Genomic DNA, 12,980 nt, shown 5'->3' on the forward strand with positions numbered 1-12,980 from the left:
GTTTCATCCTGGCAGGCCATGGCGCGGCATTGCGGCAGCGCCCACCATCCTGCCATAAACGACGAAGCCCCGGCGAACCGGGGCTTCATGCATGGCCAGCGGCCATCGACGGCTCAGAGGCCTGCCGCCTGGCGCAGCGCATCGGCGCGATCGACCTTCTCCCACGGAAAGGCAGTGAAGGTTTCGGTATGCTGCTCGCCGCTGACGTCCTTCCAGGTGTAGGTGTGCTCGAACGGACTGCGCCCGAAGTGCCCGTAGGCCGCGGTCAACTGATACATCGGATGCAGTAGGTCGAGCATCCTGGTGATCGCGAAGGGACGCAGATCGAAGTGCTCACGGACCAGCTCGATGATCTTGTCATCGCCGATCCTGCCGGTACCGAAGGTGTTGATCGAGACCGAGGTCGGCTCGGCGACGCCGATGGCATAGGAAACCTGAATCTCGCAGCGATCGGCCAGTCCCGCGGCGACGATGTTCTTGGCCACGTAGCGTCCGGCATACGCAGCACTACGGTCGACCTTGGACGGATCCTTGCCCGAGAAGGCGCCGCCACCGTGACGGGCCATGCCGCCATAGGTGTCGACGATGATCTTGCGTCCGGTCAGACCGCAGTCGCCCACCGGGCCACCGATGACGAACTTGCCGGTAGGATTGATATGGAACTGGGTCTTGTCGGTCAGCCATTCGGCGGGCAGCACCTGCTCGATGATCTCGCGCTTGACCATCTTGCGCAGATCGTCCTGATCGATGTCGGGGTCGTGCTGAGTCGACAGGACCACGGCCTCCACCGCCACCGGCTTGCCATCCTCGCCGTAGCGAAAGGTCAACTGGCTCTTGGCGTCCGGGCGCAGCCACGGCAGCAGGCCGTGCTTGCGCAACTCGGCCTGACGTTCGACCAGGCGGTGCGAGTAGTGGATCGGCGCCGGCATGTAGGACTCGGTCTCATTGGTCGCGTAGCCGAACATCAGCCCCTGGTCGCCAGCGCCCTGATCCTCCGGCTTGCTGCGATCGACGCCCTGGGCGATATCCACACTCTGCTTGCCGATCAGGTTGAGCACGCCACAGGTCTCGCCGTCGAAACCGACTTCCGAGGAGTTGTAGCCGATATCCAGAATCACCCGACGCACCAGTTCCTCGAGATCGATCCAGGCGCTGGTGGTGACCTCACCGGCGACGATCGCCACCCCCGTCTTGACCATCGTCTCGCAGGCCACGCGGGCCTGTTTGTCGCGTGCGATGATGGCATCGAGCACCGCATCGGAAATCTGGTCGGCGATCTTGTCCGGGTGCCCTTCGGAGACGGACTCGGAAGTAAACAGGGAATATTCGCTCATTGGCGTCCTCGACCCTCTCTTATGCTTTTTCACGACCACGGCAGGTGAACGGCCGCGATAAAAGGGGGAAAAACCGCGCCGCATACCGGATGACAGGAAAGACGCGACGCACGACAGGCCCGGCGCTGCGACGCCGGCCCCCGGGAGAATGAGTCTACACGCTGGCCGTCAGGCTGCCTAGCGATGGCACGGACGGCGCCCGATTTGCCGGGAAAGCGCTTCTCGGCGACAATATGCGCCCGAATCCCGAAGCGCCCTGCACGCTGGCACGGCGCATCCCCAGCCAGGCCGTGCTGAAAATATCATCGAATCTCTCATTTTCGGCGCCTTATTGTTTTGCCTCAGGCAAGGAGCGACACAATGCCGTCCCGTTTCGAGTTGGCGAATGCGATCCGCGCGCTGTCCATGGACGCAGTGCAAAAGGCCAAGTCCGGCCATCCCGGCGCCCCCATGGGCATGGCCGACATCGCCGAAGTCCTGTGGAACGACTATCTCAAGCACAACCCGGCCAACCCCAAGTGGGCCGACCGCGACCGCTTCGTGCTCTCCAACGGCCACGGCTCGATGCTGCAGTACTCGCTGCTGCACCTGACCGGCTATGCCCTGAGCCTGGAAGACCTGCAGAGCTTCCGCCAGCTGCACTCCAAGACGCCGGGGCATCCCGAACTCGGCTACACGCCGGGCGTCGAGACGACCACCGGGCCATTGGGCCAAGGCCTGGCCAATGCCGTAGGCATGGCCATCGCCGAGCGCGCCCTGGCGGCACAATTCAACCGGCCGGGCCACGAGATCATCGATCACAACACCTACGTGTTCGTCGGTGACGGCTGCCTGATGGAAGGTATCTCCCATGAGGTCTGCTCGCTGGCCGGCACCCAGGGGCTGGGCAAGCTGATCGCGTTCTACGACGCCAACGGCATCTCCATCGACGGCGAGATTCACGGCTGGTTCACCGACGACACCGCCAAGCGTTTCGAGGCCTACGGCTGGCACGTGGTCTCCGTCGTCGACGGGCACAACCCCGACGAGATCAAGGCCGCCATCGAGCTGGCCCGCCAGAACGACGATCGCCCCAGCCTGATCATCTGCAAGACCATCATCGGCTTCGGTGCCCCCAACAAGCAGGGCAAGGAGGAGAGCCACGGCGCCCCGCTGGGTGATGATGAGATCGCCGCCGCGCGCCAGCAGCTCGGCTGGCCCCACGCCCCCTTCCACATTCCCGAAGAGATCTATCAGGGCTGGGACGCCACCGCCCGCGGCCAGCAGGCCGAGTCCGACTGGAACGCCCGTTTCGAGCGTTACGCACAGGCGCACCCGGAACTCGCCAGGGAGCTCAAGCGGCGTCTCTCCGGCGAGCTGCCGGTCGATCTCAAAAGCGAGAAGCTGATCGAGGATGCCCAGGCGCGCGCCGAGAGCATCGCCACCCGCAAGGCGTCACTGATGTGCCTCAACGCTCTCGGCCCCCAGCTCCCCGAGCTGCTCGGCGGCAGCGCCGACCTGGCGCCCTCCAACCTGACGTTCTGGCAGGGCGCGCGCCCCATCACCCAGACCTCGCCCGAGGGCAACTACCTGCACTACGGCGTGCGCGAGTTCGGTATGGGCGCGATCATGAACGGTCTCAGCGCGCATGGCGGATTCATCCCCTATGGCGCGACCTTCCTGACCTTCATGGAGTACATGCACAACGCCGTGCGCCTGACCGCACTGATGAACCGCCAAGCCATCTACGTGTTCACTCACGACTCCATCGGTCTCGGCGAAGACGGCCCGACCCACCAGCCGGTCGAGCAGATGGGCGCGCTGCGCTCGACGCCCAATCTCTCCACCTGGCGCCCGGCCGATGCGGTGGAAACCGCCGTGGCCTGGCATGCCGCTCTCAAGCGCCGCGGCGCTCCCACGGCACTCGTGCTGTCGCGCCAGAACCTGGCTCATCAGCAGCGTGACAAGCATCAGCTGGCCGCTATCGAACGCGGCGGCTATGTGCTCAAGGACTGCGCTGGCACCCCCGAGCTGATCCTGATCGCCACCGGCTCCGAGGTCGGCCTGGCGATGGACGCTGCCGACACGCTGGAATCCAAGGGCCGTGCGGTGCGCGTGGTGTCGATGCCTTCGACCAGCACCTTCGATACTCAGCCCGCCGACTACCGCGAAGCCGTTCTGCCGGCGAGCGTGAAGGCACGCATCGCCATCGAAGCCAGCCACTACGCCTACTGGTACAAGTATGTGGGCCTCGATGGCCGGATCATCGCCATGGACAGCTTCGGCGAGTCCGCCCCCGCCGCGGATCTGTTCAAGTACTACGGCTTCACCGTCGAGAATGTTCTCGAGAAGGCCGAGGAACTGCTCGCCAAGTAACCGGCGGCCACGCAGCTCACATAGTGGCAAAACAAAAAAAGCACGGCGCTGGCCGTGCTTTTTTGTGGTCGGAAGCGAGGCGGCTTCACGAACTCAGAACGCCCAGTCCTCATCCTCGGTACGCTCGCTACGCCCGATCACGTAGGACGAGCCGGAGCCGGAGAAGAAGTCATGGTTCTCATCGGCCCCCGGCGAGAGCGCAGCCAGAATTGCCGGGCTCACCGCCTCGGTCGCCCCGGGGAACAGGGCTTCGTAGCCGAGATTCATCAGCGCCTTGTTGGCGTTGTAGTGCAAAAACGCCTTGACCTCCTCGGTGAGTCCCACCTCGTCGTAGAGCGACTCGGTGTAGTGCACCTCGTTGTCGTAGAGGTCGAGCAGCAGATCGAAGGTCTCGTCCTTGATCTGTTGCTGGCGTTCGGCGGATTCGCGCTCCAGGGCGCGCTGGAACTTGTAGCCGATATAATAGCCGTGTACCGCCTCGTCACGGATGATCAGGCGGATCAGGTCGGCGGTATTGGTCAGCTTGCCACGGCTCGACCAGTACATCGGCAGATAGAAGCCCGAGTAGAACAGGAACGACTCGAGGAACACGCTGGCGACCTTGCGCATCAGCGGGTCGTCGGTGCGGTACCGCTCGAGGATAAGCTCGGCCTTGTTCTGCAGGTGGACGTTTTCTTCACTCCAGCGATAGGCATCGTCGACGTCGCGGGTGGCGCACAGCGTCGAGAAGATCGAGCTGTAGGAGCGCGCATGCACCGACTCCATGAAGCTGATGTTGGTGAATACCGCTTCCTCGTGGGGCGTCACGGCATCCTTGATCAGCGTCGGCGCACCGATCGTGCCCTGAATGGTGTCGAGCAGCGTGAGTCCGGTGAACACGCGGATGGTCAACTGCTGCTCGGCCTGGTTCAAGGTGTTCCAGGCCGGCAGGTCGTTGGACAACGGAATCTTCTCCGGCAGCCAGAAGTTGCTGGTGAGGCGATTCCACACCTCCAGGTCCTTGTCGTCCTGCAGACGATTCCAGTTGATGGCATCGACCCGGCTTAGGCGGCGGGCAGCGGTAGCGGGCATATTCATGTCGAATGTCTCATTCGGTTGACATGGCAGTCGTACTGTCACGTTTCCAGGATTCGCGAGCGAATGTCGTTCTCTTACAGGGTGCAGGAAACGCAGCCCTCGACCTCCGTTCCCGTTAGCGCCGCCTGGCGCAGGCGCACGTAGTAGATCGTCTTGATACCCTTCTTCCAGGCATAGATCTGCGCACGGTTGATGTCGCGAGTGGTGGCGGTATCGCGGAAGAACAGCGTCAGCGACAGCCCCTGATCGACGTGCTGGGTCGCCTCGGCATAGGTGTCGATGATCTTCTCGGGACCGACTTCGTAGGCGTCGCGGTAGTAATCCTGGTTGTCGTCGCTCAGGTACGGCGCCGGATAGTAGACGCGGCCCAGCTTGCCCTCCTTGCGGATCTCGATCTTCGCTGCCACCGGATGGATGCTCGAGGTAGCATGGTTGATGTAGGAGATCGAGCCGGTCGGCGGAATCGCCTGCAGATTGCGGTTGAAGAGGCCATGTTCCATCACCGAGGCCTTGAGCTCGCGCCAGTCGGCCTGGGTCGGAATGTGGATACCGGCGGCGTCGAACAATTCACGCACCCGGACGGTTCGCGGCGCCCATTCGCGCTCGGTGTACTTGTCGAAGAAACTGCCGCTGGCGTAGGCGGACTCCTCGAAACCGGCGAAACGTGCGCCACGCTCGATGGCCAACTGGTTCGAGGCGCGCAGGGCGTGGTAGGTCACCGAGTAGAAGTAGATGTTGGTGAAGTCCAGCCCTTCGTCGGAGCCATAGTGGATACGCTCGCGGGCCAGATAGCCGTGCAGGTTCATCTGGCCCAGGCCGATGGCATGCGAACGGGCGTTGGCTTCGGCGATCGACGGCACCGAGCGAATGTCGCTCATCTCGGAAACGGCGGTCAGGCCGCGAATCGCCGTTTCGACACTGGCGCCGAAATCCGGCGAATCCATCACCCGCGCAATGTTCAGCGACCCCAGGTTGCAGGAGATATCCTCGCCGATACGCCGGTAGCCCAAGTCATCGTCATACTCGGTGGGCGTATTGACCTGCAGGATCTCCGAACACAGGTTGCTCATGTTGATGCGCCCGGCGATCGGATTGGCGCGGTTCACCGTATCCTCGAACATCACGTAGGGGTAACCGGACTCGAACTGCAGTTCGGCCAGCGTCTGGAACAGCTCGCGCGCATTGGTCTTGGTCTTGCGGATACGCGGGTCGTCGACCATTTCCTGGTACTTCTCGGTGATGCTGATGTCACCGAAGGGCACGCCGTAGACACGCTCGACATCGTAGGGCGAGAACAGGTACATCGCCTCGTTGCGCTTGGCCAGCTCGAAAGTGATGTCGGGAATCACCACGCCCAGCGACAGGGTCTTGATGCGGATCTTCTCGTCGGCGTTCTCGCGCTTGGTGTCGAGAAAACGCAGGATATCGGGATGGTGCACGTTGAGATACACCGCCCCGGCCCCCTGACGCGCGCCCAGTTGGTTAGCGTAGGAGAAGGCGTCCTCGAGCAGCTTCATGATCGGAATGATGCCGGAGGACTGGTTCTCGATGCGCTTGATCGGTGCACCCAGCTCACGGATGTTGCTGAGCAGGAACGCCACGCCACCGCCGCGCTTGGAGAGTTGCAGAGCGGAGTTGATGGCGCGGCCGATCGACTCCATGTTGTCCTCGATGCGCAACAGGAAGCACGACACCAGTTCGCCGCGCTGCTGCTTGCCACAGTTGAGGAAGGTCGGCGTGGCCGGCTGGAAACGGCCATGGATGATCTCGTCGAGCAGTGACGTCGCCAGGGCCTCGTCGCCACGCGCCAGGCTCAGCGCGACCATGCACACGCGGTCCTCGTAACGCTCCAGATAACGCCGACCGTCGAAGGTCTTGAGGGTGTAGCTGGTGTAGTACTTGAAGGCGCCGAGGAAACTCTGGAAACGGAATTTCACCGCATAGGCCCGTTCGAAGAGCCGCTTCACGAAGGCGAAATCGTACTGCTCGAGCACCTCGCGCTCGTAATAGCCTTCCGTCACCAGATAGTCGAGCTTCTCCTCGAGCGAGTGGAAGAATACCGTGTTCTGATTGACGTGCTGCAGGAAGTACTGACGCGCCGCCTCGCGATCGGCGCCGAGTTGCAGCCGCCCGTCGGCATCGTAGAGGTTGAGCATGGCATTGAGCGCATGGTAATCCAGCGTCTTTGCCGAGCGGGAGGTCTCGGTCGCCGACATTCCTTCGGCGCGTTCCAGCGTGTCATTCAACATCGGCAGTCTCCAGCGTCAGGCACTCGCGCACCTTGACGACGTCTTCAGGGGTTCCCATGAGTTCGAAGCGGTGCAGCAACGGCACTTGGCACTTGTGAGCGATGACGTATCCCGCCAACCCGAAGGCGCTGCCGAAATTGGTATTGCCACCGGCGACCACGCCGCGAATCAAGTGGCGATTGTGCACATCGTTGAGAAAGCGGATCACCGGCCCCGGCACCGCGGTGCGCGGGTCGCCATCTCCATAGGTGGGCACCACCAGTACGTAGGGACGCTCCACCCGCAGCGACTCCTGACGGTTCGACGGGATCCGCTGGGCAGGCAGCCCCAGCTTCTCCACGAAACGGCGGGTATTGCCCGACCGGGTCGAGAAATAGACCAGTTCGCTCACAAGGCCTCCCGCTCAGGCCAGCTGGCGGATACGTTCGGGCCGGAATCCGGACCAGTGCTCTTCACCCACGACAACGACCGGAAGCTGGCGATAGCCCAGCGACTCGACGGTGCGCACCGCCTCTGTCTCCACGCTGATATCGATCACGCTGTAATCGAGCCCTTGCTTGTCGAGGGCGCGATAGGTGGCATGGCACTGCATGCAGTCCGGCTTGCTGTAAATGGTAATACTCATGATAATCGTTCCCGTAAATGACAGCGGTGCGCAAGAAAATGGTGTCGGACCCGTTCAGGTCACAAGCACCACATATGGTAGCCGATCATGGGAAAGATTCAATATCTGGTAATTGATCGAGATCAGCGTCTCGCCAATGCCGGGTCAACGCACGTCTCGCAGCAGATAGCTCTCCAGCCCCCAGCGCAGCGGCCCCACCTGCCTGGCCAGTCTCAGCGCGGCCTGGCGAAGCATCCTGGCCGGAGGACGCGCATCGCCATACAGCGACACCACCGCCTGCGACGCCAGCCACAAGGGACGGATGGCGCGCCGATGGGCATGATCGTAGGCGGAGAGGACGGCGGGCGCACCGATATCGTGTCCTCGCCGATGTGCCACGGCGATTTCGCGTACCAGCCGGTGCACGCTCGCCAGCCCGACATTGAAGCCGTGCGCCGTGGCGGGATGCAGGCCGATCGCCGCATCGCCGATCAGCGCGAGGCGCTCCGCGACCAGCCGCTGCGCGTAGCCGACCCATAGCGGATAGCCGTGAACCTTTCCGACACGCTGCATGTCGCCCAGGCAGTGACGATAGAAACCGCTGACCGTTGCCGAGAATTCGGCGGCATCGAGCGACTCCAGCCGTTCGGCCTCCGTCGGCGTCAGCGTCATCACCACCGATGAGGTCTGGTCGTTCAATGGCAGGAGCGCCAGGGCCCGTTGGTAACCGAACCAGGACCAGGTCAGCTCGCCGTGCGGACGCTCGTGCGCCATGCGGCAGACCAGTACCTTGCGGCCGGTGTCCTCGAGGTGGGCAGGCAGCCCCGCCATGCGGCGTGTAGCGGACATGCGCCCGTCGGCGGCCACGACCAGTCGAGCGGCAAGCCGGTTGCCGTCCTCGAGACGCAGGATCCGCGCCCCGGGCGAGGTCTCGAGCGCGCTGACGCCCTGGCCGGCAATCAGCCTGATGCGTGAGTCGGCCAGGGCGGCTTCGAAGGCGGCACGCCGGATCACCCGGTTGGGAACGAGCTGACCGATGGTGCGTGATGCCGAGCGTCCGGCGTCGGCCAGCGTCATGGCTTGTGGCGTGTCGCCATTGTAGAGCCGCGCCTCGCGAATCGGCGCCACGCTCTGCATGTCGATGCGCTGCCAGATGCCGGCCCAGGCGAGTTGACGCCGCGAGGTGTGGGTCAGCGCGATCTCGCGGCCGTCGTCGCCCGCTTCCGCCAGGGCACGATAGGGCGCGCGGTCGACCACGCTCACCGACAGTCCCAAGGCCGCCAGCTGGACTGCCAAGCAAAGTCCCGCCGGACCGGCGCCAACGATCGCCACGTCCGTTACCGAATCTTCCAGCATCTCGCTCCCCCTGCTTGCGATAACCATGCCCGTGCCAGGCAGTGTGCCTCATGATACGCAGTGCCCGGCGAGTTCGGCCATGACGAGTGACAATCCACCGCGTCACGCTCAAGTAGAACGGCCCGGCAAAGCCGGGCCGTTCTACTTGAGCGATGAAAACTTCCGCTTGGTCGATGAGGACTCAGGCGATTGTGATGTCGTTCGAGAGATAGACGTCCTGAATGGCGTTGAGCAACTCGACCCCTTCCTTGAACGGTTTCTGGAACGCCTTGCGTCCGGAGATCAGGCCCATGCCGCCGGCACGCTTGTTGATCACCGCCGTACGCACGGCTTCACCGAGGTCCGAATGGCCCTTGGAGCCGCCACCCGAGTTGATCAGCCCGGCACGCCCCATGAAGCAGTTGGCGACCTGATAGCGGGCCAGGTCGATGGGACTGTCCGAGGTCAGCTCGTCGTAGACCTTGTCATGGGTATGACCGAAGCCGACCGCCTTGTAGCCGCCGTTGTTCTCGGGCAGCTTCTGCTTGACGATATCGGCCTTGATGGTTGCCGCCATGTGGATCGCCTGCCCCGTGAGGTCCGAGGCGACGTGGTAGTCGGTGCCGTCCTTCTTGAATTCGGGGTTGCGCAGGTACGACCACAGCACGGTGACCATACCCAGCTCATGAGCGTGCTCGAAGGCCTCGCTGATCTCCTGGATCTGGCGGCGGCAGTCGGGTGAGCCGTAGTAGATGGTCGCGCCGACCGCGATGCAGCCCATGTTGTGCGCCTGCTCGACCTGGGCGAACATCGTCTGGTCGTAGATCGCCGGATAGGTCAGCGTCTCGTTGTGGTTGAGCTTGAGCATCATCGGAATCTTGTGGGCATAGCGCCGCGCCACGGAGGACAGCACGCCCAGCGTCGAGGCCACGCAGTTGCAGCCGCCTTCGAGGGCCAGTTCGACGATGTTCTTGGGATCGAAGTACATCGGATTGGGGGCAAACGAGGCGCCGGCGGAGTGCTCGATGCCCTGATCCACCGGCAGGATGCCGACGTAGCCGGTACCGGCCAGGCGGCCATGATTGAACAGGGTCTGCATGTTGCGCAGCACGTGCGGGCTGCGATCGTTATCCATCATCACCCGGTCGACATAGTCGGGGCCGGGCAGGTAGAGATCCTCTTTCTTGAATCCCGTACAGGTATGGTTGAGCAGGCTCTCGGCTTCCTCGCCCAACAGTTTGGCTATGTCGGTCATGGGTACTCGCTCCTTGTCCTTGAATGAATCATGCTTCCCGCAAACGACCCGTGGCCCAAGGCCACCGCTCTCACGTCCTAAAGATAAACGACGCCGTCCGTCGCTTCACGCCCGGCTTCGCTATCCCGGCGCCCAGACTATGCCTGAGCCGACGGTTTAAACACTATCAGGCAGAAGCGCCAAATCCCACACTCTCGGGCCGCTTTGCTATCATGGTCGCTCGCCACCGCCCCGTTAACCGGAACTGACCTCATGCCCCTGCTGCGCGGCTTTCTATGGCTCATCGCCTTCCAACTGCTGGGAGACACGCTGGTGTGGCTGTTCGCCTGGCCGATCAGCGCCAGCGTCGCCGGTTTGCTGCTGCTCACTGCCTGGCTGATGTGGCGCGGTCAGGTCAGCGCCGATCTCACCGCCGCCAGCCAGCCTCTGATCACCTTCCTGACCATGCTGATCATGCCCGGCGTGGTGGGCATATTCTTCATGGGCGAGCAGCTTGCCGCCGAGTGGCTGCCCATCGCCGGCGCTCTGGTCGCTGGCACCCTGCTCAGCGTGCTGACCACGCTGCTGCTGCTGAAGGCGTTCACCGGAGCCGCGCGTGACTGATTTCCTGAACCGCTGGCATGCCCTGCCGGAACATCTGATGGCCTCACCGCTGCCGGCCATCGGCCTGACCCTGGTCACCTTTCTGATCGGCATGCGCCTGTTCGTGACCATGGGGCGTCCCGTCTGGTGTCCGCCGGTACTCATCGCAAGTGTGCTGCTGGCCGCCGCGCTTGCGGCGCTCGGCATCGACATCGAGGACTATCAGCACGGCGCCGCCTGGCTGATGCTGCTGCTCGGCCCGGCCACCGTGGCGCTCGGGGTGCCGCTCTATCAGCAGATTCACCACGTGCGCGCGATGTGGAAGCCGATCCTCATCTGTCTACCGTTGGCGGCAAGCCTGGCCGCGCTCTATGCCGTGGCGATCGCCTGGGCGCTGGGCGGCTCCCACGATACCGTCGCCTCGCTGGCCCCCAAGTCGGTCACCGCCCCGATCGCCCTGGGCATCATCGCCCAGATCGGCGGCTCGGCAGGGCTGCTGCTGGGCGCGCTGCTGGTGACCGGCGTACTGGCGACGCTGTCGGTGAGCCTGCTGGTGCGCGGACTGGGGATCGATGACGAACGGCTGATCGGCTTCACGCTGGGCCTCAACGGCCATGCCATCGGCACGGTACGCGCTTTCGAGATCAGCCCGTTGGCGGGTGCCTTCGCGTCGCTGGGCATGAGCCTGACCGGCCTCTTTACCGCCATCGTGCTGCCGATCGTCTGGCGGCTGGCGTTCTAGCGAACGCCAGCCTCTTGGCGCAAGCCATGGGCCTGGAGCCGCCTGGCAATCGCCGTTGCCGTGGCGTCAGCGCCGGCATCCATGCGGGCTCGCCGACTCGACACAAGCAAGGAGGAGAGGATGACCCACGAGACTCTGGTACTGGGCGCCGGCATGGTCGGTGTGAGCGTGGCCTACCATCTGGCCCGGCGTGGACGTCGCGTGTGCATGGTCGACCGGCGCGCACCGGGAAGCGAGACTTCGTTCGGCAATGCCGGCATCATCCAGCGTGAGGCGGTGGCTCCCCACGCGTTTCCGCGCGAGGCGGCGATGCTGTTTCGACTGATAGGCAACCGTCGCGTGGATGTCCGCTACACACCGGGCGGCGTGCTCAATGCCGCCCAGGCGTTGTTCGGCTACTGGCGTCACTCCGCCCCGCGGGCCTATGCACGCATCGTGCCCGAATACGCTTCGCTGATCGCGCTATCGGTCGACACCCATGCGCAGATGATCGAGGCGGCCGGTGCCGAGGCGCTGATTCACCGCGATGGCTGGATGGAAGTATTTCGTACCCCGACGGCACTGGCGAGGCGGGAGAACGAAGCGAGAGAGTACCGGGCGCGCTTCGGTATCGGCTTCGAGACGCTCGATACCGTGGCCCTGCGCCGGTGCGAGCCGGATCTTGCCGCGCCCGCCATCGGTGCGGTGCACTGGCAGGACCCGTGGACCGTGGCCGATCCCGGCGCACTGGTCGCTGCCTATGCCAAGGCATTCGAGGCCGAAGGCGGTGAGATCCAGCGTAGCGGGATTCGCTCGGTCGAGCCGCATGGCGGCGGTTGGCGGGTCACGACCGATCAGGGCGCGCTCGAGGCGCAAGAGGTCGTTCTGGCGTTGGGTCCCTGGAGTGACGATTGGCTCGCGACGCTGGGTTATCGGCTGCCGCTGTTCGTCAAGCGCGGCTATCACATGCATTACGCCCTCACCGGCGAGGCCCGGCTGCAGCATTGCCTGCTCGATGCCGAAACCGGCTACCTGCTCGCCCCGATGCGGGCCGGTATCCGCCTGACCACCGGGGCGGAACTCGCACCGCGCGAGGCGCCCGCCCGCCATCGTCAGCTCGAGGCGGCGGAAGCGGCGGCGCGGGAACTGCTGCCGCTTGGCGAGCGACTCGATCCCGTACCCTGGAAGGGCGCACGCCCCTGCACGCCGGACATGAAACCGGTGATCGGCCCGGCGCCGCGTCATCGCGGATTGTGGTTCGCCTTCGGCCACGCCCATCAGGGCTTCACGCTGGGGCCGGCCACCGGACAGCTGCTGGCGTCGATGATGCATGGCGAGCCCCCGGCCATCGACATGACGCCGTTTCGCGCCGAGCGATTCTGAGCGCGCCTCGGGCAAGGTTGCTGCCAGTGTCCCAAGGCCGCCCCGTACGATAGGCGCATCCTCACCGGACTCCGGCGAGGTTATG

General features: G+C 64.1%; 11 protein-coding genes. 4 read left to right on the plus strand and 7 right to left on the minus strand.

Annotation, left to right across the window (positions count from 1 at the left end; all coding sequences use genetic code 11):
* Positions 1-113: 113 nt before the first annotated feature.
* Positions 114-1,334, minus strand: coding sequence for a methionine adenosyltransferase (metK, locus tag ACYQ12_RS17735; RefSeq protein ID WP_459874279.1), 1,221 nt, complete (start codon positions 1,332-1,334; stop codon positions 114-116).
* Between the two features lie 360 nt (positions 1,335-1,694).
* Between metK and tkt the strand changes: the two genes are divergently transcribed.
* A complete protein-coding gene (gene tkt, locus ACYQ12_RS17740; protein ID WP_459874281.1) occupies positions 1,695-3,689 on the plus strand; it encodes a transketolase in 1,995 nt (664 codons plus the stop codon).
* Between the two features lie 93 nt (positions 3,690-3,782).
* Here tkt and nrdF read toward each other — a convergent pair whose 3' ends face one another.
* The 6 genes from nrdF to ACYQ12_RS17770 all read right to left on the minus strand — a co-directional run bounded on the left by nrdF (position 3,783) and on the right by ACYQ12_RS17770 (position 10,209).
* Positions 3,783-4,760, minus strand: coding sequence for a class 1b ribonucleoside-diphosphate reductase subunit beta (nrdF, locus tag ACYQ12_RS17745; RefSeq protein WP_459874552.1), 978 nt, complete (start codon positions 4,758-4,760; stop codon positions 3,783-3,785).
* A gap of 80 nt (positions 4,761-4,840) precedes the next feature.
* Positions 4,841-7,015: a class 1b ribonucleoside-diphosphate reductase subunit alpha gene (nrdE, locus tag ACYQ12_RS17750; protein ID WP_459874282.1), complete on the minus strand. Its 2,175-nt coding sequence runs from the start codon at positions 7,013-7,015 to the stop codon at positions 4,841-4,843.
* Positions 7,005-7,406: a class Ib ribonucleoside-diphosphate reductase assembly flavoprotein NrdI gene (gene nrdI / locus ACYQ12_RS17755; RefSeq protein ID WP_459874283.1), complete on the minus strand. Its 402-nt coding sequence runs from the start codon at positions 7,404-7,406 to the stop codon at positions 7,005-7,007. Before nrdI ends, nrdE begins: the two co-directional genes overlap by 11 nt.
* A 12-nt stretch (positions 7,407-7,418) precedes the next feature.
* Positions 7,419-7,640, minus strand: a complete 222-nt coding sequence (nrdH, locus tag ACYQ12_RS17760; protein WP_459874285.1) for a glutaredoxin-like protein NrdH — start codon at positions 7,638-7,640, stop codon at positions 7,419-7,421.
* A gap of 144 nt (positions 7,641-7,784) precedes the next feature.
* A complete protein-coding gene (gene ubiM / locus ACYQ12_RS17765) occupies positions 7,785-8,975 on the minus strand; it encodes a 5-demethoxyubiquinol-8 5-hydroxylase UbiM (protein WP_459874286.1) in 1,191 nt (396 codons plus the stop codon).
* A 181-nt stretch (positions 8,976-9,156) separates the two neighbouring features.
* The gene (locus tag ACYQ12_RS17770; protein WP_459874288.1) at positions 9,157-10,209 is read right to left on the minus strand and encodes a class I fructose-bisphosphate aldolase; all 1,053 of its coding nucleotides are present in this window, start codon (positions 10,207-10,209) and stop codon (positions 9,157-9,159) included.
* A 252-nt stretch (positions 10,210-10,461) separates the two neighbouring features.
* On the opposite strand from ACYQ12_RS17770, the gene ACYQ12_RS17775 reads away from it, so the two are divergent.
* The 3 genes from ACYQ12_RS17775 (at position 10,462) to ACYQ12_RS17785 (ending at position 12,895) form a co-directional block, all read left to right on the plus strand.
* Positions 10,462-10,812: a CidA/LrgA family protein gene (locus ACYQ12_RS17775; protein ID WP_459874289.1), complete on the plus strand. Its 351-nt coding sequence runs from the start codon at positions 10,462-10,464 to the stop codon at positions 10,810-10,812.
* Positions 10,805-11,533 carry an LrgB family protein gene (locus tag ACYQ12_RS17780; RefSeq protein ID WP_459874290.1) on the plus strand — a complete coding sequence of 243 codons (729 nt, stop codon included), beginning with the start codon at positions 10,805-10,807 and terminating at the stop codon, positions 11,531-11,533. Before ACYQ12_RS17775 ends, ACYQ12_RS17780 begins: the two co-directional genes overlap by 8 nt.
* A gap of 120 nt (positions 11,534-11,653) precedes the next feature.
* Positions 11,654-12,895 (plus strand): NAD(P)/FAD-dependent oxidoreductase, encoded by a 1,242-nt coding sequence (locus ACYQ12_RS17785; protein WP_459874291.1) that lies wholly within the window; start codon positions 11,654-11,656, stop codon positions 12,893-12,895.
* Positions 12,896-12,980: the final 85 nt, after the last annotated feature.

This window comes from Halomonas shantousis (assembly GCF_054654615.1).

What these genes read in the sequence shown, in the direction of transcription:
- metK (WP_459874279.1), bottom strand. Translation starts at nt 1,334, where the DNA reads ATGAGCGAATATTCCCTGTTTACTTCCGAGTCCGTCTCCGAAGGGCAC.
- nrdE (WP_459874282.1), bottom strand. Translation starts at nt 7,015, where the DNA reads ATGTTGAATGACACGCTGGAACGCGCCGAAGGAATGTCGGCGACCGAG.
- tkt (WP_459874281.1), top strand. Translation starts at nt 1,695, where the DNA reads ATGCCGTCCCGTTTCGAGTTGGCGAATGCGATCCGCGCGCTGTCCATG.
- nrdF (WP_459874552.1), bottom strand. Translation starts at nt 4,760, where the DNA reads ATGCCCGCTACCGCTGCCCGCCGCCTAAGCCGGGTCGATGCCATCAAC.
- ACYQ12_RS17770 (WP_459874288.1), bottom strand. Translation starts at nt 10,209, where the DNA reads ATGACCGACATAGCCAAACTGTTGGGCGAGGAAGCCGAGAGCCTGCTC.
- ACYQ12_RS17785 (WP_459874291.1), top strand. Translation starts at nt 11,654, where the DNA reads ATGACCCACGAGACTCTGGTACTGGGCGCCGGCATGGTCGGTGTGAGC.
- ubiM (WP_459874286.1), bottom strand. Translation starts at nt 8,975, where the DNA reads ATGCTGGAAGATTCGGTAACGGACGTGGCGATCGTTGGCGCCGGTCCG.
- nrdH (WP_459874285.1), bottom strand. Translation starts at nt 7,640, where the DNA reads ATGAGTATTACCATTTACAGCAAGCCGGACTGCATGCAGTGCCATGCC.
- ACYQ12_RS17775 (WP_459874289.1), top strand. Translation starts at nt 10,462, where the DNA reads ATGCCCCTGCTGCGCGGCTTTCTATGGCTCATCGCCTTCCAACTGCTG.